This window comes from Actinosynnema sp. NPDC002837, from assembly GCF_040295345.1.
Lineage (GTDB): Bacteria > Actinomycetota > Actinomycetes > Mycobacteriales > Pseudonocardiaceae > Actinosynnema.
Genome location: NZ_JBEOVG010000062.1, coordinates 1 through 22,043 on the forward strand (window position 1 = coordinate 1; position 22,043 = coordinate 22,043).

21 protein-coding genes are annotated in these 22,043 nt (G+C 72.2%); 9 read left to right on the forward strand and 12 right to left on the reverse strand.

Translation table 11 applies throughout. The features are described from left to right. Positions 1 to 100: 100 nt before the first annotated feature. From ABTZ99_RS31300 to ABTZ99_RS31310, 3 genes are all read right to left on the reverse strand, one after another. A complete protein-coding gene (locus ABTZ99_RS31300; protein WP_498771846.1) occupies positions 101 to 895 on the reverse strand; it encodes a lysozyme in 795 nt (264 codons plus the stop codon). 109 nt (positions 896 to 1,004) lie between these two features. After that, a complete protein-coding gene (locus ABTZ99_RS31305; RefSeq protein ID WP_499616383.1) occupies positions 1,005 to 1,817 on the reverse strand; it encodes a lysozyme in 813 nt (270 codons plus the stop codon). 81 nt (positions 1,818 to 1,898) lie between these two features. Beyond that, positions 1,899 to 2,744, reverse strand: a complete 846-nt coding sequence (locus ABTZ99_RS31310; protein WP_499616386.1) for an aldo/keto reductase — start codon at positions 2,742 to 2,744, stop codon at positions 1,899 to 1,901. 137 nt (positions 2,745 to 2,881) lie between these two features. Here ABTZ99_RS31310 and ABTZ99_RS31315 point away from each other — a divergent pair, with 137 nt between their 5' ends. Further along, the gene (locus ABTZ99_RS31315) at positions 2,882 to 3,766 is read left to right on the forward strand and encodes a LysR family transcriptional regulator (protein WP_498771852.1); all 885 of its coding nucleotides are present in this window, start codon (positions 2,882 to 2,884) and stop codon (positions 3,764 to 3,766) included. Here ABTZ99_RS31315 and ABTZ99_RS31320 read toward each other — a convergent pair. Then, positions 3,710 to 4,672: a pentapeptide repeat-containing protein gene (locus tag ABTZ99_RS31320; protein ID WP_499616389.1), complete on the reverse strand. Its 963-nt coding sequence runs from the start codon at positions 4,670 to 4,672 to the stop codon at positions 3,710 to 3,712. The genes ABTZ99_RS31315 and ABTZ99_RS31320 overlap by 57 nt on opposite strands. A gap of 1 nt (position 4,673) precedes the next feature. Next, the gene (locus ABTZ99_RS31325; RefSeq protein ID WP_499616391.1) at positions 4,674 to 5,792 is read right to left on the reverse strand and encodes a pentapeptide repeat-containing protein; all 1,119 of its coding nucleotides are present in this window, start codon (positions 5,790 to 5,792) and stop codon (positions 4,674 to 4,676) included. 146 nt (positions 5,793 to 5,938) lie between these two features. Here ABTZ99_RS31325 and ABTZ99_RS31330 point away from each other — a divergent pair, with 146 nt between their 5' ends. Both ABTZ99_RS31330 and ABTZ99_RS31335 read left to right on the forward strand, forming a co-directional pair. After that, entirely contained in the window at positions 5,939 to 6,760 is an 822-nt protein-coding gene (locus ABTZ99_RS31330; protein WP_499616394.1) for an SAM-dependent methyltransferase, read from the forward strand. Positions 6,761 to 6,856: 96 nt separating this feature from the next. Further along, positions 6,857 to 9,016 (forward strand): putative bifunctional diguanylate cyclase/phosphodiesterase, encoded by a 2,160-nt coding sequence (locus ABTZ99_RS31335; protein WP_498771860.1) that lies wholly within the window; start codon positions 6,857 to 6,859, stop codon positions 9,014 to 9,016. On the opposite strand, the gene ABTZ99_RS31340 is transcribed toward ABTZ99_RS31335, so the two are convergent. Next, a complete protein-coding gene (locus ABTZ99_RS31340; protein WP_499616397.1) occupies positions 9,013 to 9,795 on the reverse strand; it encodes a hypothetical protein in 783 nt (260 codons plus the stop codon). The two genes, ABTZ99_RS31335 and ABTZ99_RS31340, sit on opposite strands and share 4 nt — an antisense overlap. A 169-nt stretch (positions 9,796 to 9,964) precedes the next feature. Here ABTZ99_RS31340 and ABTZ99_RS31345 point away from each other — a divergent pair, with 169 nt between their 5' ends. Together ABTZ99_RS31345 and ABTZ99_RS31350 are read left to right on the forward strand one after the other, a co-directional pair. Further along, positions 9,965 to 10,270 carry a DUF2563 family protein gene (locus ABTZ99_RS31345; protein WP_499616400.1) on the forward strand — a complete coding sequence of 102 codons (306 nt, stop codon included), beginning with the start codon at positions 9,965 to 9,967 and terminating at the stop codon, positions 10,268 to 10,270. After that, positions 10,267 to 12,249, forward strand: a complete 1,983-nt coding sequence (locus ABTZ99_RS31350) for an alpha/beta hydrolase (protein ID WP_499616402.1) — start codon at positions 10,267 to 10,269, stop codon at positions 12,247 to 12,249. Before ABTZ99_RS31345 ends, ABTZ99_RS31350 begins: the two co-directional genes overlap by 4 nt. On the opposite strand, the gene ABTZ99_RS31355 is transcribed toward ABTZ99_RS31350, so the two are convergent. From ABTZ99_RS31355 to ABTZ99_RS31380, 6 genes are all read right to left on the reverse strand, one after another. Beyond that, on the reverse strand, positions 12,246 to 12,587 hold the full coding sequence (locus tag ABTZ99_RS31355; RefSeq protein WP_499616405.1) for a hypothetical protein: 342 nt from the start codon (positions 12,585 to 12,587) through the stop codon (positions 12,246 to 12,248). The genes ABTZ99_RS31350 and ABTZ99_RS31355 overlap by 4 nt on opposite strands. Before the next feature lie 14 nt (positions 12,588 to 12,601). Then, on the reverse strand, positions 12,602 to 12,979 hold the full coding sequence (locus ABTZ99_RS31360) for a sterol carrier family protein (RefSeq protein WP_498771870.1): 378 nt from the start codon (positions 12,977 to 12,979) through the stop codon (positions 12,602 to 12,604). 75 nt (positions 12,980 to 13,054) lie between these two features. Then, positions 13,055 to 13,861, reverse strand: coding sequence for an ESX secretion-associated protein EspG (locus tag ABTZ99_RS31365; protein WP_498771872.1), 807 nt, complete (start codon positions 13,859 to 13,861; stop codon positions 13,055 to 13,057). Between the two features lie 77 nt (positions 13,862 to 13,938). After that, on the reverse strand, positions 13,939 to 15,282 hold the full coding sequence (locus ABTZ99_RS31370) for a PPE domain-containing protein (RefSeq protein ID WP_499616409.1): 1,344 nt from the start codon (positions 15,280 to 15,282) through the stop codon (positions 13,939 to 13,941). A 37-nt stretch (positions 15,283 to 15,319) separates the two neighbouring features. Continuing rightward, entirely contained in the window at positions 15,320 to 15,712 is a 393-nt protein-coding gene (locus ABTZ99_RS31375) for a transcriptional regulator (protein WP_498771876.1), read from the reverse strand. Positions 15,713 to 15,819: 107 nt separating this feature from the next. Next, positions 15,820 to 16,404: a DUF3558 domain-containing protein gene (locus tag ABTZ99_RS31380; protein ID WP_498771878.1), complete on the reverse strand. Its 585-nt coding sequence runs from the start codon at positions 16,402 to 16,404 to the stop codon at positions 15,820 to 15,822. A 98-nt stretch (positions 16,405 to 16,502) separates the two neighbouring features. Here ABTZ99_RS31380 and ABTZ99_RS31385 point away from each other — a divergent pair, with 98 nt between their 5' ends. From ABTZ99_RS31385 to purF, 4 genes are all read left to right on the forward strand, one after another. Beyond that, positions 16,503 to 18,350 carry a glycoside hydrolase family 15 protein gene (locus ABTZ99_RS31385; protein WP_499616413.1) on the forward strand — a complete coding sequence of 616 codons (1,848 nt, stop codon included), beginning with the start codon at positions 16,503 to 16,505 and terminating at the stop codon, positions 18,348 to 18,350. Then, complete coding sequence (locus tag ABTZ99_RS31390) at positions 18,347 to 19,369, forward strand: alcohol dehydrogenase catalytic domain-containing protein (protein WP_499616416.1); 1,023 nt, start codon at positions 18,347 to 18,349, stop codon at positions 19,367 to 19,369. The genes ABTZ99_RS31385 and ABTZ99_RS31390 overlap by 4 nt, the downstream gene beginning before the upstream one ends. A gap of 231 nt (positions 19,370 to 19,600) precedes the next feature. Then, complete coding sequence (locus tag ABTZ99_RS31395; protein WP_498771884.1) at positions 19,601 to 20,332, forward strand: maleylpyruvate isomerase N-terminal domain-containing protein; 732 nt, start codon at positions 19,601 to 19,603, stop codon at positions 20,330 to 20,332. 115 nt (positions 20,333 to 20,447) lie between these two features. Then, the gene (purF, locus tag ABTZ99_RS31400; RefSeq protein WP_498771886.1) at positions 20,448 to 21,980 is read left to right on the forward strand and encodes an amidophosphoribosyltransferase; all 1,533 of its coding nucleotides are present in this window, start codon (positions 20,448 to 20,450) and stop codon (positions 21,978 to 21,980) included. Positions 21,981 to 22,043: the final 63 nt, after the last annotated feature.

The following is a 22,043-nucleotide window of genomic DNA, read 5'->3' on the forward strand; positions in this document are numbered from 1 at the left end:
GGGGCCCGCGTGGGGCTTGCCGTGGTGGGCCACCCGCCGGGGGTTTTACCACTGCGGGGGGTGGGGGGGCGGGGGGCCCCCCCGGCCGGCCACCTCGTGCTCAGCCGTTGGCCAGTGCCTGGAGCCGGTCGTAGGCGCCGTTGAACTGGTTCTGGTCGATCGGCGAGGACGAGTACTGCCAGAACGTGTAGAACGGCCACGCGTACGGCAGGGTGCCGACGGTGGACGAGTAGCGCGCGACCCACAGCGGGTTGGTGGAGCTGAAGTCGCCGCTCACGCACTGGCTCCACCAGCTCGTGGACGTGTAGATGACCGGCCAGCGGCCGGTGCGGGCCTGGTAGCGGTCGCTGAACGACTTGATCCAGGCCGTCATGCTCGCCTTGGACAGGCCGTAGCACGTGGAGCCGTAGGGGTTGTACTCCATGTCCAGCGCGCCGGGCAGGGTCTTGCCGTCCCGCGACCAACCGCCGCCGTTGTTGACGAAGTAGTCGGCCTGGGTGGCGCCGGCGGACCGGTCCGGCAGCGCGAAGTGGTACGCGCCGCGGATCATGCCGACGTTGTAGGACCCGTTGTACTGCTGGGCGAAGTACGGGTTGCGGTAGGTGGTGCTCTCGGTCGCCTTGACGTAGGCGAACCGCTTGCCCTGGCCCCACCAGTAGTTCCAGTCGACGTTGCCCTGGTGCCCGCTGACGTCGATGCCGTACACGACGGCCTGGGCGCTCGGGTCGGTCGGGATGGCGATGCGCCGGCCGCCGCCGCCTTCGTGCTTGGCGATCTGCGAGCCCATGGCGTGGTCTTCGACGACGGGTGCGGCCTGCGCGGTGCCGGTCAAGCCGAGCACGGCCAGTCCGACGCAGGTCACCAGAGCAGTGGCGGTACGTGCGAGGTTGTTCATGGTGACTCCTCGAGTCAGTGCAGGGAGTTGACTCGTTGGGCAGTGTGCTGCACCTCTAACCAGTTCACCAGGGTTCTTGTGAATTAGTCACGAAAACGGAGCAACGGCGCTACCCGAGTGCCACCCTGAGCAACTGTTCGTCGTTGCCGTTGAAGAGGTTCTGGTCGCCGGGGAACAGCCCGGCGGCCTGCCACTGCCAGATCGTCTGGTAGTCCCACCCGTGCGGCAGCGGCCCGAGCTCGTCGGCGTAGTGCGCCACCCACAGCGGGCTCGTGTCGCCGAACCGGTCCGACTCGCCGACGCACCGGTTCCACCAGCTCGTGGACGTGTAGATGGTCGGGTGCCTGCCGGTCCGCTGCACGAAGCGGTCGCTGAACGCGCGCACCCACGCGCCCATCCCGGCCTGGTCCAGGCCGTAGCACGTGTCGCCGTACGGGTTGTACTCCAGGTCGACCGCGCCGGGCAGCGTCTTGCCGTCCCGTGACCAGCCGCCGCCGTTGGCCGCGAAGAACTCGGCCTGCGTCGCGCCGTCCGACCGGTCCGGCAGCGCGAAGTGGTACGCGCCGCGGATCATGCCGACGGCGTGGGAACCGTCGTACTGCTGGGCGAAGTGCGGGTTGCGGTACCCGGTGCCCTCGGTGGCCTTGACGTAGGCGAACCGCGCGCCGTCCGCCCACGCCTTCTCCCAGTCGACGTCACCCTGGTGGCTGCTGACGTCCATGCCGGGCACGGAGTCCCCGGTCCGCGGCCGGTGCTGCGCGGTGCGGTTCCCGCCCTCGTGCTTGGCGATCTGCGAGCCCGCGAAGTGGTCCGCGGAACCTTCGGGCAGCGCGTCGGCGACGGGCGCGGGCACGACCGCCAACGTGATCGTGAGGACACCCAGTCGGGTGATCAAGCTGTGCAGTCGGGTGTGCGCCGCCATCAACGCCCCCATTCGGTCGGCAGTGCTGGTACGTCCGGCCTAGATCGTCAGGCCGGACGTCCGCCGCCGCATCCGCAGGAGTCACCCGTCCAGGCGCTTCAGCTCCTCCTCCGACAGCCGCAGGTGCACGGCGTCGGCCGAGTCGGCGATGCTCGCCGGCCGCGACGAGCCCGGGATCGGCACGACCTGGGGCGCCTTGGCGAGCATCCACGCCAGGCACACCTGCTGCGGGCTCACCCCGTGCGCCCGGCCGACCTCGGCGAACGCGCCGAACCGCTCACCCAGCCGCCCGGCCGCGCTCATGCCGCCCAACGGGCTCCACGGCAGGAACGCGATGTCCAGCTCGGCGCACAGCTCCAGTTCCGGCTCGCTTCCGCGGAACGCGGGCGAGAACTGGTTCTGCACGCTCGCCAGCCGGCCGCCCAGGACCTCGTCGGCTTCCCGGATCTGCGCGGGGTTGAAGTTGGACACGCCCGCGAGCTTGATCTTGCCCGCGTCCAGCAGCTCGGCCAGCGCGCCGACGGACTCGGCGGTCGGCACCGCCGGGTCGGGCCGGTGGAACTGGTAGAGGTCGATCGCGTCCACGCCGAGGCGGCGCAACGACGCCTCGCACGCCGCCTTCAGGTACTCCGGCCGCCCGTCGACCTCCCAGCCGCCGCCGGGTACGCGGGTGTGGCCGCCCTTGGTGGCGACCATGACGCCGTTCACGCCCTTCAGCGCCTCGGCGATCAGCTCTTCGTTGTGCCCGAAGTCGCGGTCGTCGGCCGAGTACGCGTCCGCCGTGTCGATCAGCGTGACGCCCTTGTCCAGCGCCGCGCGGATCGTCCCGATCGCCTGGGCGCGATCGGGTCGGCCCTCCAGCGACATCGGCATCGCGCCCAGGCCGATGGCACTGACCTCGACTCCTCCGATTCGGCGAGTCAGCATGGTGGGCATCCCTCCTGTGTCGGATCGCCGCCACTCCGCGACCTCGTGTCGTCCTTGTGCACGCCCAGCTTGAGCGGTAGGCATTAAGCTGTCCAACAGAAGAAGCTGATGCCATTCAGCAGTACGGGTGATGAATCGTGGAACTCCGGCAGCTCGAGTACTTCGTGGCCGTGGCCGAGGAGTGCCACTTCACCCGTGCCGCCCGGCGCATGCACGTGGCCCAGTCCGGGCTCTCCGCGTCGATCCGGGCGCTGGAGGTGGAGCTGGGCGCGCCGCTGTTCGTGCGCAGCACCCGGCAGGTCGAGCTGACCCAGGCCGGCCGCGCGCTGTTGGTCGAGGCGCGGCGCGTGCTCGGCACGATCGACGCCGCGCGGGACGCGGTGGCCGCGGTGCAGGGGCTGCTGCGGGGCACGCTGGCCGTCGGCAGCATCCAGTGCCTGCACGCCGTGCACCTGCCCGCTGTGCTGGCCCGGTTCCACGAGCTGCACCCCGGCGTCGAGCTGCGGTTGCGCCAGGCGGGCTCGGGCGAGCTGGTGGACCTGGTCCGCGCCGGCCGGCTGGACCTCGCGTTCGTCACGTCCGGGCGGGTGGGCGACGACCTGTCGGTGTCCACCCTGTCGAGTGAACCGCTGGTGCTGGCGTGCGCGCCGGAGCTGCCGTTCGCCGAACGGGAGTCCGTGCGGCTGGCCGAGCTGGCCGGTCAGCCGTTCGTCGACTTCAACCCCGACTGGGGCACGCGCGACGACGTGGACCGCGCGCTGGCCACCGCCGGCGTGGACCGGAGGGTGGCGGTCGAGGTCAACGACGTGCACTCGCTGCTGGACTTCGTAGGCTTCGGCCTCGGCGTGGCGCTGGTGCCGGCGTCGTTCGCGGCCAAGCAGACCCGGGCGCGGTTCGTGGAGCTGGTCGACGCGCCGACCGCCGAGACCGCCGTGGTCACCGCGCCGACGGTGAGCGCGGCGGCGTCAGTCCTGCTGGACATGGTCCTGGAGGCGGGCCGGGGGCTGCCCGTCGCCGGTTAGCGGCCAGCCCGCCGGGTCGTTGCGGAACGCGGTGCCCGCCAGCACCTCCAGCGTGCCGACCAGCCGCGCCGGCGGTTGCGGCGACACGTGCAGGAAGGTGCCGACCTGGGCGCCCGTGACGTTGACCTCCCCCTTGAACGTGGTGTCCTGGAACGAGATGCCGCCCTCGAACCTCCCGTCCCGGAAGTTCACCCGACCGTGGAACGTGGCGCCGGAGAACAGCGCGGGCTTGCCCAGCTCGGCCTCCCCGAACTGCGTGATCCCGTAGAACTGCGCCCGTCGGGCGACCAGCCGGCCGAACCGGCGGCCCTCCAGCCGGAAGTGCACGAGCTTCGCCCCGGTCAGGTCCAGGTGGTACCGCAGGTCGTCGGTGTCCTCGCCCCACGGCAGCATGTCCGTGATGAGCCGTTGCGCGGTCATCCGGACGGTCATCTCGTGGTCGTGGGCCGGGTCGACCTTGCGCGTCTTGCCGAAGAAGGCCTGCTCCGGGTCTTCGGGTTTCTCGTCGATCGCCTCGTGCTCGAACGGCCGCCGCAGGTACGCGCACAGCACGCTCAGCACGGTCTGCTTGTAGCGCGGCGTGGTGTGGGCCAGGCTCGCGAGCACGTGCATGGCGCCCACCCTGACCTGGTCGGCTTCGTTGCCGAGCAGCTCGACGGCCCGCGCGAACCGCTCGTCGGCGACCTTCTCGCTCTCCAGGTCGTGCCGCGCCTCCTCGGTGCGCCGCCGGCGGTCGTTGAGCCACAGCGCGTACAGCGCCACGACCGCGCCGCCGGCCAACCCGCCGGTCTTGATCGCCTCCGCCTTCGGCTGCCTGGGGTCGACCAGGACGAGCAGGGCGGTCGTCGCGACCGTCACCACGACCGCGGCGAGCACGCTCGCCACCAACAACCAGCGTCCCCGCACGTCAGCTCCTGACCAGTCCGAGGCCGCTGTCGTCGCGGCGCTCCACCGCCCAGCCGTCGGGCAGGGCGTTCTCGTGCTCCAGGGACACGTACATGGCGTGCGTGCGCGCTCGCTGGGGTTTCGCCAACCCCAGGTGCACACCGCCGCGGAAGTTGGCGTCCGCGAAGTCGATCGGCTCCGCGAACTCGCAGTCCGCGAACTTCGCCGGCGCGGTGAACCTGACCCCGGCGAACTTGTTCGGGCCGAGGAACCTCGTGGCGGTGAAGTCGGCGGTGTCGTGGCACCTGAACCGGCTGAACCACGCCTTGCCGTGGAAGACCATGTCGTGCAGGTGCAGCCGCCCGTCGCTGACCGCGTCGGTGAACCAGGCGCCGCCGTGCACGACCGCGTGGTGCGCCGAGTTCGACTCCCGCAGGTGCGCCGCCCGCAGCACGAGGTCGCCGACCTGGCGGTGGGACAGGTCGAAGTACTCCAGGTGCGCCCTGGTCAGGTCCAGGTTGTAGAGGGGCGCGTCGGCGGTGCCGGCGCGGGGCAGCAGGTCGGCGATCAGGCGCTGGGCGGTGAGCCGGACCTCCAGCTCCCGCTCGTCCCGGGCCACCACGTCGTCGTCCGCGAGCGTCTCCTCGAACGGCCGCCGGAGGTACGCGCACAGCACGTCGAGCACGGTCTGGGTGTACTCGGCGCGCGACCGCGCCAGCCCCGCCAACCCGTGCATCGCGCCCACCCGGACCTGCTCCGCGTCGTGACCGAGCAGTTCAACCGATCGGGCGAACCGCTCGTCGGCGACCCGCGACCGATCGTGTTCGGCCCGCGCGTTCTCCAACGCCTGCCGCGCGGACTCGATCCGCTGCCGGTCCTCGTCCGTGCGCCGCCGGCGGTCGTTGAGCCACAGCGCGTACAGGGCGACGAGCGCGCCGCCCGCGAGCCCGCCGGTCTTGATCGCCTCGTGCTTCGGCGCGGTCGGGTCCACGGCGAACAACCAGCCCGTGACCAGCAGGAACGCGCCGATCGCACCGAGCAGGACGGGCTTGACCACACCGCGCTCGCGGCGGCGGCCGACCACGAGCCAGACCAGCGCCGCCACCGAGACGACCGCGCCCGCGATCCACAGGTGCTCCACAAGGCCGTCATTCTTCCCGGTGATCAGATCCGAGGTGGGTGATTGAAGAACTCGCGCGATCCGACGGTGTGCTAACTCACCGGATTGGCCCATGATGTGGGTGTCACCGCAACGGTGGGACACGAGCACGTCGGAGGAGATTTCGAGTGGACAGCGTGGAGCGGCCCACCTGGGCGCCGGGCGACATCGATCTGGCCCGCCCGAGCATCGCGCGGGTCTACGACTACTGGCTCGGCGGCGCGCACAACTTCGCCGTCGACCGGGCGGTCGCCGACAAGGTCCTCGCGGACGTGCCGGTGATCAAGAGCATCGTGCTCAACCACCGGGCGTTCCTGCGCCGGGCCGTGCGGTTCATGCTGTCGCGGGGCATCCGCCAGTTCCTCGACCTGGGCTCCGGCATCCCGACGGTCGGCAACGTGCACGAGATCGCCCAGGCCACCGACCCGTCCGCGCGCGTGGTGTACGTGGACATGGACGCCGTCGCGGTCGCGCACAGCCGGGCCATCCTCACCGGGAACGAGCTGGTGAACGTGCTGCAGACCGACGTGCGCGACGCCAAGCAGGTGCTGGCCTCGCCCGAGGTGCAGGGCCTGCTGGACTTCGACGAGCCGATCGGCGTGCTGATGATCGCGCTGCTGCACTTCGTGCCCGACGCCGAGGACCCCCGCGGGATCGTGGGCGACTACCGCGACGCCCTCCCGGACGGCAGCTACCTGGCGATCTCGCACGCCGGGTTCGAGGAAGGCGAGTGGGACCCCACGTGGGACGACGCGAAGAGCGTCTACGACCGGGGCGTCAGCGAGATGTGCTTCCGGCCGAAACGCGAGGTCGAGGCCATGTTCGACGGTTTCGAGCTGGTCGAGCCCGGGGTGGCGCGGCTGCCGCTGTGGCGGCCGGAGTCGCCCGACGACGTGGACGCCGACGCCGCCCACTTCATCAGCTTCGGCGGCGTCGGGCGGAAGGCCTGATGAGCGGCGACGACGCCGATCGCGGACCGGGCCGGGTTGTCGACCGCGCCCCGCGACCGGCCGTATCCTCTGGGTTGTGGCGGTAGGCCGGCGGACATGACGGAACAGGTTGACCATCGGGTGGCAGCACCGGGCCGATCGAACCTCGACCCCGCCGTACTGGCCGGGGCGGAGTCCTTCGCCCGCACCTGGGCCACCGCCGTCATCGGCAGCAGCTACGTCCCGATGACGCGGGCCGAGGTCGCCGAGCACCTCCAGGCGTTGACCGAGGTGCTGGTGCACGCCCTGCACGCCAGCCCGTTCCGCACCGCGCCCGGCTACGAGATCGGCGCACGCCTGGTCGAGGCGCACTTCACCGGCACCGACACGCTCGGCCGCACCGTGCAGCTGCTCGGCGACGACCTGCTCGGCGAGCTGAACATCCAGCCGGACGAGCTGATGCGGTCGCGGCTGGCCGCGTTGCAGGGCGCGTTGGCCGCCGGGTACGCCCGTGCGCTGCGCGAACGCACGCTGGCCGAGCAGGAGGCGATCCGCGCGGCCGTGCTGGACGCCCGTGACCAGGCCGAAGCCGCGTTGCGCGCGTCCGAGGCGCGGTTCCGGGCGATGTTCACCGAGGCCGCGATCGGCATCGGCATCGCCGACATCGAGGGCCGGATCCTGGACGTGAACCAGGCGTTGCAGGACATGCTCGGGTTCAGCGTCGAGGAGATGCGGCAGTACAACATCCGCGACCTGATGCACCCGGAGGACGGCGGCAGCGTCTGGCGGCTGTACGACCAGCTCACCGCGGGCGAGTGCGACCACTACCGGGCGGAGAAGCGGTTCCGCCGGGCCGACGGCGAGCAGGTGTGGACGCACCTGACGCTGTCGCTGGTGCGCGACGACCACGGCGACCCGCAGTACCAGGTGGCGATGATCGAGGACGTCACCGACCGCCACCTGCTGCAGAACCGGCTGCGCTACCAGGCGTTGCACGACCCGTTGACCGGCCTGCCGAACCGCGCGCTGTTCCTGGAGCGCCTCGGCCGGGTGTTCAACAACCGGGCGCGCCACCGCGCCGGCCTGTGCTACCTGGACCTGGACGGGTTCAAGGTGATCAACGACAGCCTCGGCCACGACATCGGCGACCAGCTGCTGGTCGAGGTCGGGCGGCGGCTTGACCACTCGGTGTCCGGCGAGGGCAAGCTCGTCGCCCGGATGGGTGGCGACGAGTTCGTCATCCTGGTGGAGGGCTCGCAGGACACGCAGGACATCGTCAACGTCGCCGACCGCGTGCTGCGCGAGCTGGAGTCGCCGATCCGGATCGGCGGGCACGAGCTGACCGTGTCGGCGTCGATCGGCATCGTGGAGCGCGCGCTGTCGGGCACCACGGCGGCCGACCTGATGCGTGACGCGGACATCACGCTGTACTGGGCGAAGGCGGACGGCAAGTCGCGGTGGGCGCTGTACAACCCGGAGCGCAACGCCAAGGAGGTCGCCCGGTTCACCCTGTCGGCGACGATGCCGGCGGCGTTGGAGCGCGACGAGTTCTACGTGGACTACCAGCCGCTGGTGCGGCTGGAGGACAGCACCGTGGTCGGCGTGGAGGCGCTCGTGCGCTGGCAGCACCCGGAGTTCGGGCGGCTGGCGCCGGACCGGTTCATCGAGCTGGCCGAGGAGACCGGGCTGATCGTCCCGCTGGGCCGGTGGGTGCTGCGGCGGGCGTGCGAGCAGGCGCGGCGGTGGCTGCAGGAGTTCGGCGACTCCGCGCCGTTCGTGTCGGTGAACCTGGCCGTGCGGCAGTCCCGCGACCCGGAGCTGGTGCGGGACGTGAAGCGGATCCTGGACGAGTGCGCGCTGCCGCCCCACCACCTGCAGCTCGAGCTGACCGAGAGCGCGATCATGGGCACCGCCGACGAGCCGCTGGAGGCGCTGCGGGCGTTGTCGGAGATGGGCGTGCGGATCGCGATCGACGACTTCGGCACCGGCTACTCGAACCTCGCCTACCTCAAGCACCTGCCCGTGCACGAGCTGAAGATCGCGGGCTCGTTCATGGAGGGCCTGCGCGCGGCGGATGAGGAAGACGCGGTGGACGCCCAGATCGTGTCGACGCTCGTGCAACTGGCGCACGCGCTGCAACTGGGCGTCACCGCCGAGGGGGTCGAGACGCCGGCGCAGGCCAAGCGCCTGCACCGGATCGGCTGCGACACCGGCCAGGGCTGGTTCTTCGCCAAGCCGATGAAGCCGGAGGAGATCGACGAGCTGCTGCGCCGCTAGGCGGGCTCGCGGAGGGCGTGGCGGCCGGAGGTCGGTTCGGCGGCCGCGTGCCGTCCGGTGACGGGGTTCGCGTAAGCGGGCTCGTCGAGGTGGCCGGTGAAGTAGGTGCCGGCGTGCGCGGCCCGCGGCTCGACCCACGGTTGCGCCCACGCCTCCGTCCACGGCTCGGCCCACGACTCCGGCAACGGCTCCGTCCAGGAGTCTGCCCACGGCTGCGGCGACGGCCGGGACCACGCCTCCGTCCAGAGTTCCGGCGACGGCCGGGACCACGCCTCCGCCCACGGCTCCGGCGACGGCTCGGACCACGGCTCCGCCCACGATTCCGGCGACGCTTCCGGCCACGCCACGGGCCAGGTTCCGGGCTCCTCCGCCGACAGGTCGGGCGGCGCGCCGTTCGGCAAGGCGTAGTCGGTGGTGGGCGTCCGGTCGTCGTCCCACCGGTCGTCCTCGACCAGCTCAGGCTCTTCGGACTGGGCCATTCGGGGAGGTGGGTCCAGCGCGTCCCAGGCCGGCGGGCGGGACGTCTCGGGGTCGGGTCGCACCGGGATGGGCGGGTAGGGCACGGCGTCCACCGCGACCTCGGCGAAGCGGGCCACGAGGTAGTCCGCGAGCGCGGACTTCCAGCGCTGCCAACGGATCTGGCGAGGACTGAGCAGGCGGTGGCGTGCGCGGGGCCGTGTTCGGGTCAGGTAGGCGACGGCGAATCGGCGGAGGCGTTCCGCCGATTCGTGCAGGGCGATGACGACCATGAGCCCGGACGCCTGGAGCAACAATGTCATGTGTCAATGGTCGAACTGCTGTTCGACGCTGGCAAGATCACCTTTGAGTGATCACCGACGGGCGGATTTCTCCCCCTCCTGGACCAGTGGGGCGAGGGAACCGGGACGGGTGAACGTGCGTCGCATTGCCGGCGGCAGGCGGCGCGAAGGGTGGGCGATCGTGTTCGGGGTGCGACCAGAGACGTTGCGCGAGGCGTCCAAGCAGTTCCACGAAGGCGCGGACGCGGCAGGCGACGGCGCGGAGATGATCTCCATGCTCAGGCTCGACGCCGACGCGCTCGGCCAGGTGCCCGCGGCGGCGGAGTTCGTCGACGCGCTGGCCAAGTGGTCCGGCGAGCAGTCCGACGACCTGCGCCGGGGCAGCGCCTGGTACCGAGACGCCGGTGACGGCCTCAACGAGAACGCCGACGCCTACCAGCGCGCGGACGACGACTCGAACACCTCGTTCCGCGGCATCGAAGGGGGCATGGCGTGAGCTTCACCGACCCTGAGGTCCTGTACGGGCAGCTGGCCGCGGGCGACGCGGGCCGGGTCGCGGCGGCCTCCGACCCCATCACCGGCGCGATGAGCGCCGTCGGCCGCGCGGGGCAGGCGGTCTCGTCGGGCGGCAGCACGGCCACCTCCAGCTGGCAGGGCGACGCCGCGGCGGGTTTCGGCGCGCGCGCCGAGCTGTCCGCGAAGTCCGCGACCGTGGCCGGCGAGCGGCTGGGCGCGGGCGCCGACATCGTCCAGGCCGCGTCCCGCGCCTACACCCAGATGCGCGGCAGCGCCGACCAGCTGATCGACTTCTGGCGCGGTCGCTCGCCCGCGTTGGACGAGGCGCAGACCCGTGAGCTGGCCAGCCGCGTCAACGAGCAGCTGAACAACGTCAAGACCGGCTACGAGCGCGTGCTCCGCTCCTACGCCGACGCGCTCACCAAGGTCCGGCCCGGCTTCGAGGAGACCGCGAGCAAGGACCCCGGCTGGAACACCGCCGTCGCGGCCATGCGCACGTCCGCCACCGTGCCCGGTCCCGGCACCGACCCCAAGCAGGTCGCCGCCTGGTGGAAGTCGCTGACCAAGGAGCAGCAGGACGAGCTGCTGCGCACCAAGTTCCAGGAGCTCGGCCAGCTGCGCGGCCTGCCGTCCGGCGTGCTGGACCAGGCCAACCGGATGCGCATCGCGGACGACCTCCAGCGCTTCGGCGACCAGCGCGACCAGCTCGACGCGCAGCTGGCCGAGCGGGCGCGGGAGCTGGGCCTCGACCCGAACAACTCCGACGACCTGACCAAGCTCATGAACGACGAGCAGTACGCGTCGCTCAGCGAGCAGCGCCAGGAAGCCGCCACCAAGGCCGAGAACGCGCAGAAGGCCGCGGACAGCCTCGAGAACGCCGAGCAGATCGCCGTCAAGAAGGGCTGGGACGAGAGCGATGTCCGCCTCCTCGCCTACGACCCGTACGGCCCGCGTGGCGACGGCGGCATGGCGGTCGCGTACGGCGACCCGGACACCGCGAACAACCTCGCGGTCTGCGTGCCGGGCACCGGTTCGGACCTGGGCAGCTTCGGCCTCAGCCAGGCCGCGAACCTGCGCGAGCAGATGGGCGCGGACGGCAACGCCACCATCCAGTGGCTCGGCTACGACGCGCCCGGCTGGGCGATCGGCGAGGTCGACAACCCCGCGCAGGCCCGCGAGGGTGGCGCGAACCTCGTCGCCGACGTCAACGGCTACCGCGCCGCCGCCGAGGCCGCGGGCCACGACCCGCACGTGACCGTGATCGGCCACTCCTACGGCTCCACCACCGTCGGCTACGCGGGCATGAACGGCCTCGCCGCGGACGACATCGCGTTCATCGGCTCGCCCGGCGTCGGCGCGTCGAACGTCGACCAGCTCTCCGCGGGCCCCGGTCACGTCTACGTCGGCGCGACCGAGCACGACCCGGTCGTGCAGGGCACCAGTTCCAGCTGGTTCACCGAGGACGGCTCCTCGATCGGCCCGTACGACGACCGGTTCGGCGCGCGGACCTTCGGCACCACCGACGGCACGTCCCTGGTGGGCGCGCACTCCGAGTACTACACCGAGGGTTCGGAGTCGGTGCAGAACCTGGCCCGGATCGCGACCGGCGACGGCGGCTCGGTGACCTCGCAGGACTGGGACGAGAACCCGCTCGGCCCGTCGCTGCCCGGCTCGCACCTCCCCGGCGTCGGGCCGGTGGTGGACTTCGTCGGCGGCACGGCCGTCGGCGCGGCCGACCTGGCGAAGGACGCGGGCACCGGGCTCTGGAACGCCGGTCGCGACGCGGTCAACGGCAACTGGTCCGAGGCGGGTACCGGTCTGCTCAACACGGGCAAGGAGATCCTCAACGACGCCGGGGACGTGGTCGTGGGCGGTGTCGGCGACGTGGTCGAGCTGGGCCGCGACGCGGTCGAGGGCGTCGGCAAGGCCTGGGACAAGACCGTCGGGTCCTGGTTCTAGGCCAAGCGGCAAGGACCGACTTCGGACTCCGGTTCGAGGCCGTCGAGGTTGTTCTTCTCGACCTGGCGCACCTGGCAGATCACCGAGTCGCCGACCTTGATGCCGTCGGGGAAGCGGTCGATGTCGGCCCCGGCGGTCTTGAGGGACACCTTCGCGCCGGGGTCGTCCTGGTCCAGCGCGAGGACCACGTAGGGCGGGGACGTCTTCCCCGGGACGGCCTCGTGCTCGGGCGTGATCCGGGTGACCTTGAACCGGACCTCTTCCTCCCAGTCCGAGCTGCAACCGACGAGGAGGGTTCCGACCGCGAGGATGGCGAGACACGCCTTGAGCGCCTTCACGCGGTCGAGCTTAGCTAGAAGCGGAGCACCGGGAGCAGGGTTGAGAGATCGGCCCGGCTCCCGGACGCGGTGACCTTGGCGTCCGCCACCGCCTGGGCCCACCCGAGCCTGCCGACGGCCAGTTCCAGCCACGTGCGCGGGTCGGTCTCGACCACGTTCGGCGGCGTGCCGCGGGTGTGCCGGGGGCCCGCCACGCACTGCACGGCGGCGAACGGCGGCACCCGCACCTCCACGCTGCGGCCCGGCGCGACCTGCTCCAGCGTGCGCAGGCTCAGCCGCACGGCCGCGGCCAGCACCGGGCGGTCCGGCCGCTCGGCCTCGCCGGCGAGCCAGGGCAGTACGGCCTCGACCGCGGCGCGAACCTCGTGGGGGTCAACGGACTTCGACGGCACCCGCCCAGGCTATCGCCGCGCGCCGGGCCGTCGTCGGGCCCGGTGCCACGCGGATGACCACCCGTGGCGGCGGCGTCAGGACTTCGCGGCGCGCACCGCTTCGGCGAGCAGTTCCTCGACCTGGTGCGCGAGCCGGCGCGAGTCGGTCGGGCTGAACGTGCTCCACGGCGCGGTGCCGTTCGACGCCCGGCGCTGTTGCAGGTAGCGGCCGTCCTCGGTGTCGAAGAACGCGACCACGCGGTCCGGCCGGCACCGCTTGCCGTACTTGTCGCGGGCCGCCGCGCCGAAGTTGCCGGTGTGCACGAGCCCGGTGAACATCTTCACCAGCGTGACGGCGTCCTCCTGGCGCACGCCGTGCTGGCGCAACGAGTTCTCCAGGCTCTTGGGCGAGCCGTCGGACTTCTTGACCGCGGCCTCCAGGTCGGCGCTCGGCATGGTGACCGAGTGCCCGGTGCCTGCCGGGTGCGCGGGCAGCGCGCCCAGCACCGCCGACGGCAGGCCGCTGCCCGCCGCGCGCCGGAACGTGAGCCGGTCCCCGGTCAAGGTGGCCACCGCGCCCTCGTCACCGTTGGCCACGGCCAGCACGCGCACGCTCTTGCCGATCCACACCCGGCCGTCGACCTCGCGTTCGGGCCTGCTGAACAGCCGCAGCAGGTAGTCCAGCTCCGGGTGCAGCCCGGTCGGGCCGCCGAGGCCGCGCGCGCCGATGCCCTGCCAGACGCGGCGTTCCAGGTCGGCGCGCTCGGCGTGGGTCTTGCCCGGCGACGGCACCTTGATCACCAACGGCATCTGGCCCAGGTCGAGGCGCTCCCAGAGCACGTCGAACTCCTCGGCCGAGAGCTCGATCGGCTCCCGCTCCGCGGACCCCCCGAAATACGTCACCGAAATCCCCGTCCCCTGAACGCCGGACACGGGCCCGCATCAGGTCGACGCGAGCCCGTGCACCGGAGGATCGAACCCTACTGAGGCGTTTCCCCGATCACCGGCGGCGCGACGAGCCGGTCGTCGCCGAACACGTCGTTCGTCTCGACCAGGTAGTCGGCTGCCTTGTGCTCGATGTCGTCCTCGCCGTTGCCGCCGTGCGCGCCGGCCGCCCCACCGGCCATGCCCGGACCGCCCGCACCCGGACGACCCGCCGCGCCGGGACCACCGGCGCCGGGACCGAAGCCGCCGACGCCCGCGGCGCCACCGCGACCGGGCACGCCGGCCGGGTTGCTACCGCCGGGCATGCCCGCGCCGGGCACGCCGGAACCGGGCATGCCGCCCATGCCGGGCATACCGGGACGCATGCCGCCGGGACCCTGCTGACCAGGGCCGGGCACACCGGGCATACCCGGCATGCCGGGGCCGCGGCCGGTCGGCAGGCCGGGACGCGGCGGACCGCCGGGACCGGTCGGCACCCTCGGCGGGACCTGCGGGCCGTTGTTCGGCGGCTTCGGCGGGACCCACTGGGGAGGGGGCATCGGGCCGACGGGCGGCTTCGGCGGCAGGTTCACCGGGGGGTTGACCGTCGGCGGAGGCGTCGGCGTCGGCCCGCCGGTCGGCGGGGGCGCCCACGAGGTGTTCGTGTTGCCGCCGGTGCCGGGCACCAGGCCGGGCTGCGGCACGGGCGTGCCGGTCGACGGCGGGGCCCACGACGTGTTCGTGGTGCCACCGCTGTCGGCCGGCGGCGTCCACGTCGGGGTGGCGTTGTAGTTCGCGCGCGTGTTGTTGAACTCGCCCGCGCCGGCGGGCGGCGGGGTGTCGATCACGACCTGCGGCGGCGGGACGAACTTGCCCAGCGTGTCGGCGTTCCACTCGCTGCTGGACTGGTAGTTGTTCATCACCTCGACAGCCTTGGCCTCGGCGTTGTCCTGCGCCGCTTCCTGCTGCTCGTGGTCCTGCTGCTGCTGGATGACGTGCATCATCCCGACCGGACCGGTCAGCCCGCCGAGGATCTTGTCGCCGAGCGACGGCGCCTCGGTTGTCACCGGGACCGGCTCGGGCATCTCCTTGCGGGCGTTCGCGATGTAGTCCGCCTGCAGCTGGGCGGAGGTCTCCATCGTGCTCGAACCCTGCTGGGCGTCCTCCGCCCACGCGGCGAGCGGCGACAGCGTGGCCGTCGTGGTGTCGGCGGTGTCGCCCTCCCAGCTCGCGCCGAGCTTGGCGAGCCCTTCCTTGATCGAGACGTCGATCTCGCCCAGGGTCTCGGACAGCGACTTCCAGGAGTCCTCGAGCGGCCGGGACGCGGCAACGCCCGGACCCTCGTTGATCATCCGGTAGAGATCGGGGTGGGCATACCCGCGCCAGCGGTGGTCACCCATCGTGCTCGCCCCCCTCGGGTGCGTAGGTCAGCAAGGTTCAGCCGTTGTGGATGCGTCCCCAGGACGCGGAGTTGTCGCCTTCGACCCGGCGGTAGTCGGCCTCGATCGCGGTGAGCTGGTCGACCACGCCCTTGAGCTGCTCGCGGTACGCCTTGAGCGCCACCACGCCGGCCGAGTCCCCGGACTTGAAGGTGTCCTGGTTGAACCGCTGCGCGGTCTCGTCGCTCACCGGGTCGCCCGCCCAGGGCTTCGCTTCGAGCTGCGTCATCGCGTTGGCGAGCTTCGTCTCGAGCTGGTCCAGCGCGTCCGAGAACACCTTGCGCGCGGCCGGGATCGCCGAGGGCTCGATGCTCAACTTGCGCTGCGCCCCGCTGTAGTCGGGCAGCGTCGTCGGCGTCGTTCCTCCGCCACCACCATCCGCGATGTACACGGCACACCCCTCCTCAGTGCTGCACATACCCCAGCGTGTGCATCTGGGACGACTTTAGCTCTGATGCATGACGCAGGTGACCGGTTCCACCTGCAAAGGGAATAGTTCTACTTGTTCACGTTGGCGACCACCGCGGCCGCGACCGGCTGGACGACCTGGCACAGGGTCGGGATGTCGGTCTCGTCGACGCTGGAGGCCTGCACGTCGACCACCTGGCCGTCCGAGACGTCCACCGTGACGGAGCAGGAGACGCCGAGCTGGGTCGTCGCCTCGATCATCAGCGCGGGGAAGCCGCCGACCTCCAGCTTGGTCACCTTGCCGACCGACTTGGCGTAGTCGTCGATGCCCGCCGTGGTGTCGGCGGTCAGGCCGACGAAGTACTTGCGGTCCTCGCGGCTGATCGTGCAGCTCTTCTTGTCCGGCTGCCCGCCCGGCTGCGGCGGCCGGTCCAGGCCGAACTCGGCGCGCTGGGCCTCGGTCAGCAGCGTGCACGGGTCCACGTCGTCGATGTTGATCGTCTTCGGGCGCTTGGCCGGCTCCTTCGTCGTCGAGGAGGGCTTGCCCGACCCGGACGCCTGGCCCGACGCGGTGGTCGTCGGCGTCGAACCACCGGGGTTGGCGGACCCGTCCGTGGCTTGCGAGCAGCCCCCGAGCAGGGCCAAGGCGGCGATGAGCGGCACGACACGGCGCATGAGGACCAACGTATCGGATCAACGTCACCCGCAAGGCGGGTTGGGGCAACCCGCGCGACAGCGCGCACGGCCGAACACGGGTACGTAGGGTCGGCGGCGTGGGAGACACGGGACCTGGACGGATCGAGGACTACGCGCTGCTGTCCGACCTGAGGACGGCGGCCCTGGTGGGACGGGACGGGTCGATCGACTGGCTGTGCATGCCGCGGTTCGACTCGCCCTCCTGCTTCTCCCGACTGCTCGGCACCGAGGACGACGGGCACTGGCGGATCGCGCCGACGGGCGAGGTGGTGTCGGTGCGACGGTCCTACCGGGACGGCGGCCTGGTGCTGGAGACCGAGTTCGAGACCGTGGACGGCGTGGTGCGGCTGATCGACACCATGCCGCCCGAGCAGGACGACTGGGACGCCGACACGCGGGTGGTGCGCGTGCTGGAAGGCGTGGCCGGGCAGGTCGAGATGTCGTTGCGGTGGGTGCTGCGCTTCGCCTACGGCGACTCGGTGCCGTGGGTGCGGCGCGGCGAGCGGGACGGGCAGGAGTGCATCGTCGCGCTCGCCGGACCGTCCGCGGTCGCGCTGTACGGCGACCGGCTGCCCTACCGGGTGCACGGCCAACGCGCGCACGAGGCGGAGTTCACCATCTCGGCGGGCGAGCGGCTGTCGTGGGTGATGGAGTTCGCCTACTCGCCCGACGAGCCGCCCGCGCCGGTGGACGCGATGGCGGAGGTGGCGCGGTCGGAGGCGTTCTGGCTGGGCTGGTCGTCCCGGATCGGCTACGACGGTCCGCACGCGGAGGCCGTGCGGCGGTCGCTGATCACGTTGAAGGGCCTGTCGTACGCGCCGACCGGCGGGATCGTGGCCGCGCCGACCACGTCGCTGCCGGAGACGTTCGGCGGCGAGCGCAACTGGGACTACCGGTACTGCTGGCTGCGCGACGCCACGTTCACGTTGCTGGCGCTGGACAACTTCGGCTGCACGGACGAGGCGGCGGCGTGGCGGCGGTGGCTGCTGCGCGCCGTGGCGGGCGACCCGGCCGACCTGCAGATCATGTACGGCCTCGGCGGCGAGCGGCACCTGGTCGAGTGGGAGGTCGACTGGCTGCCCGGCTACCGGGGCGCGCGGCCGGTGCGGGTCGGGAACGCGGCCTACCGGCAGTTGCAGCTGGACGTGTACGGCGAGGTGATGGACGCGTTGCACCTGGCCCGGGAACGCGGCCTCGGCGAGACGCCGGACTCGTGGGCCATGCAGCGCGGCATGATGCGGCACCTGGAGAAGGTGTGGGAGCAGCCGGACAAGGGGCTGTGGGAGGTGCGCGGCCCGGACCGGCACTTCACGCACTCGCGGGTGATGCTGTGGGTGGCGTTCGACCGGGCGGTGCGCGCGGTGGAGGAGCACGACCTGCCCGGTCCGGTGCAGCGGTGGCGCGAGCTGCGCGAGGCCGTGCACGCCGAGGTGCTGGCGAAGGGCTGGAACGCGTCGCTGGGCGCGTTCACCCAGTACTACGGCGGGACGGAGCTGGACGCGGCCACGCTGCTGATCCCGGCGGTCGGCTTCCTGCCCGGCGACGACCCGCGCGTCACCGGCACCCTCGACGCGATCTCGCGGGTGCTCAAGCGCGGCGACCTGGTCGACCGGTACGAGACGGGGCACGGCGAGTCCGAAGTGGACGGGCTGGTCGGCGTGGAGGGAAGCTTCCTGGCGTGCTCGTTCTGGTACGTCGACGCGCTGGCGCTGGCCGGGCGGCGCGAGGAGGCGCTGGCGATGTTCGACCGGCTCGTGGACCTGTGCAACGACGTGGGGCTGCTGGCGGAGGAGTACGACGCGGGCACCGGGCGGATGCTCGGCAACTTCCCGCAGGCGTTCAGCCACCTGGCGCTGGTGAACAGCGCGGCGGTGCTGTTCGGCGGCCACACCCGCGACGAACGCCACCGCGGCGGTGCGGCGTGAGGGCGGCGGAGGTCGTCCCCGGCGAGCCCTCGGCGTCACGGGTGGTGGACCGCGAGGTCGTCCCGGTCGACGGCGAGCTGCTGGTCGAGGGGCTGCTGGCGGGCGTGTGCGGCACCGACGTGGAGATCGTCCGCGACGGTTTCGGCTGGTTGCCGCCCGGTCGGGGGCACATCGTGCCGTTCCACGAGTCGCTCGGCCGGGTGATCGGCAGCCCGACGCCCGAGTTCGCGCCGGGCGACCTGGTGGCCGGGGTGGTGCGCCGGCCCGACCCCGAGCCGTGCCCGGCGTGCGCGGTGGACGCGTGGGACTTCTGCCGCAACGGCAAGTACACCGAGCGCGGCATCAAGGAGCTCGACGGGTACGGCATGCAGCGCTGGACCGTGCCGCCGAAGTTCGCCGTGCGGCTGGACCCGACCCTGGGTGACGCGGGCGTGCTGACCGAGCCCGCCTCGGTGGTGGCCAAGGCGTGGGCGCAGGTGTCGGCGGTGGCCGCGCGGTCGCACCTGCCGGTCCGGTCGGCGCTGATCACCGGCGCGGGGCCGATCGGCCTGCTGGCCGCGCTGCTCGGCGTGCAGCGGGGCTTGGAGGTGCACGTGGTCGACCGCGTCACCGACGGCCGCAAACCCGACCTGGTGACCACGCTGGGCGCGACCTACCACCCCGACCTGGCCAAGGTCACCGCCGAGGTGGACGTGGCGATCGAGTGCACCGGCGTGCCGGCCCTGATCTGGGAGTGCGCCCGCCGCGCGTCGGTCACCGTCGTGGCGGGCATCTCGGGCGAGCACGACCCCGTGCCGCTGGACCCGGGCGTGTTCGACGGCATGGTGCTGGGCAACAAGACGGTCTTCGGCACGGTCAACGCGGGCCTGCCGGACTACCTCGCGGCCGCCGACGCCCTCGCCGAGGCCAGCCGACCGTGGCTGAACGGCCTGATCACCCGCCGCGTGCCCCTCGACCGCTTCACCGAGGCGCTGGAGCGGGAGCCCGACGACGTGAAGGTGGTCGTCGACCTGGCTTGACGCCGGTCCCGCCCGGCGGCGGTGCCGTCGTCCCGCCGGGCGACCCGGGCCCGTCCGCCCGTCGCCGGATCCCCACCCTGGGGTGATCCCACCCGGAGGTATTCGCGATCGGACGGCACCGGCGGCCCGGTCCCCGCGTCGATCAGGGTGAAGGTCGGCCTTCCGCCGCCGGGACGGCGCCCCGTGCGGCACGATGGCCGCGCACCGATCGACTCAAGCGGGAGGCTGGACGTGCCTGGAGGTTGGACCACCCAGCGGTGGACCGAGGTCTTCACCGCGCAGGCGGGGATGTTCCGGGCGGCGGTCGGGAAGGCCGACCCCGCCGCCAAGGTGCCCAGCTGCCCCGGCTGGACGTTCACCGACCTGACGCTGCACGTCGGCAGGTTCCTGGAGACGTCGCTGGAGTACCTCCGCACCGGCAGCCCCGTCCAGCTCCGCCTGCCGAGCCCGCCCGCCGAGGTGGAGCCGCTGACCTACCTGGACACCCAGCTGGCCAAGGCCGCCGAGCTGCTGCCCGCCGTCCCGGGCAACCGGGCGGCCTGGACGTTCTCGCCCGCCGCGCCGGACCTGGCGTGGGTCTGGCACCGGCGGATCGCGCACGAGCTCGACCTCCGCCGCTGGGACGCCCAGGCGGCCCTGCGCGAGCTGGTGGTGGGCGACGCGGACTTCGCGGTCGACGGCATCGACGAGGCGCTCACCACCCTGCTCGCCGCCAAGTACGCCACCGACGTGCCGCCGACCACCAAGGGCACCGCCCTCGTCCAGCTCACCGACGTGCCCGAGGCGTGGGTGGTGACGTTCGCGCCGGGCGTCGTGCCGGAGGTGCGGGCGGCCTGGCCGGGCGAGGAGACGGACGTCCAGGTCACCGGCGAGGCGCAGCTCGTGCACTACGGGCTGTGGGGCCGGCTGCCGCTCAAGCACACGGGCGACGAGCGGGTCTGGTTCGCGCTGAAGCTCGACTGACGGCCGGGTGAGGGTGCGTTTCGTCACGTCGCAGGGGGGCTGAGGGGGGTGGGACGCCCCCTCTCAGCCTTACACTCGATAGTGCAGCCCACCCTCGTCGTTAGGGAGCAACCCGGTGGTCACCGACCATTCAGCAACCGGCCGCATTGACCCCGACACCCAGGAAGAGCGCGAACCCCGCGAGGAATGCGGTGTGTTCGGCGTGTGGGCGCCCGGCGAGGAGGTCGCCAAGCTCACTTACTACGGCCTCTACGCCCTCCAGCACCGCGGCCAGGAAGCCGCCGGCATCTCGGTCGGCGACGGCAGCCAGGTGGTGGTCTTCAAGGACCTCGGCCTGGTCAGCCAGGTGTTCGACGAGCAGGTGCTCCAGGCGCTGCGCGGCCACGTCGCCGTCGGCCACTGCCGCTACTCCACCACCGGTTCCACCACGTGGGAGAACGCGCAGCCGACGTTCCGCACCACGGCCACCGGCTCGGGCCTGTCGCTCGGCCACAACGGCAACCTGGTCAACACCGCCGAGCTGATGGTGAAGGCGCGCGAGGTCGGCGTGGACACCAGCCACGGCGCGACCACGGACTCCGACCTGATCTGCGGCCTGCTCGCCGCGCAGGCCGCCGACATCGGCATCGAGCAGGCGGCCCTGGAGCTGCTGCCGACCCTGCGCGGGGCGTTCTGCCTCACGTTCTCCGACGAGTCCACCCTCTACGCGGCCCGCGACCCGCAGGGCGTGCGCCCGCTGGTGCTCGGCAGGCTGGAGCGCGGCTGGGTGGTCGCCAGCGAGACGGCGGCGCTGGACATCGTGGGCGCGTCGTTCGTCCGCGAGGTCGAGCCGGGCGAGCTGATCGCGATCGACGAGAACGGCCTGCGGTCCAGCCGGTTCGCCACGCCCGAGCCCAAGGGCTGCATCTTCGAGTACGTCTACCTGGCCCGTCCGGACACCACGATCGCCGGCCGCTCGGTGCACGCCACCCGCGTCGAGATCGGCCGCCGGCTGGCCGCGGAGCACCCGGTGGAGGCCGACCTGGTCATCCCGGTGCCCGAGTCCGGCACGCCGGCCGCGATCGGGTACGCGCAGGCCAGCGGCATCCCGTACGGCTCGGGCCTGGTCAAGAACGCCTACGTCGGCCGCACGTTCATCCAGCCGTCGCAGACCATCCGCCAGCTGGGCATCCGGCTGAAGCTGAACCCGCTGCGGGACGTGATCCGCGGCAAGCGCCTGGTCGTGGTGGACGACTCGATCGTGCGCGGCAACACCCAGCGCGCCCTGGTCCGGATGCTGCGCGAGGCGGGTGCGCTGGAGGTGCACGTGCGGATCGCGTCGCCGCCGGTCAAGTGGCCGTGCTTCTACGGCATCGACTTCGCCTCCCGGGCCGAGCTGATCGCCAACGGCCTGGACACCGACGGCATCCGCCGCTCGGTCGGCGCGGACTCGCTCGGCTACGTGTCGCTGGAGGAGCTGATCGCGGCCAGCGAGCAGCCCAAGACCCGGCTGTGCACGGCCTGCTTCGACGGGGACTACCCGATCCCGCTGCCCGACGACGCGCTGATCGGCAAGCACCTGCTCGAGGGGATCCGGGGCGTCGCGGGCTCGGCGACCCCCGTCCTGACGAACGGGTACGGTGCCGAAGACGCCCTGCAACGCCCCTGATCGCCGGCGGAGCCGGGCGCGCGCCCGGCCCGGGAACAGATGTACCGAATGTGGATGCCCTGA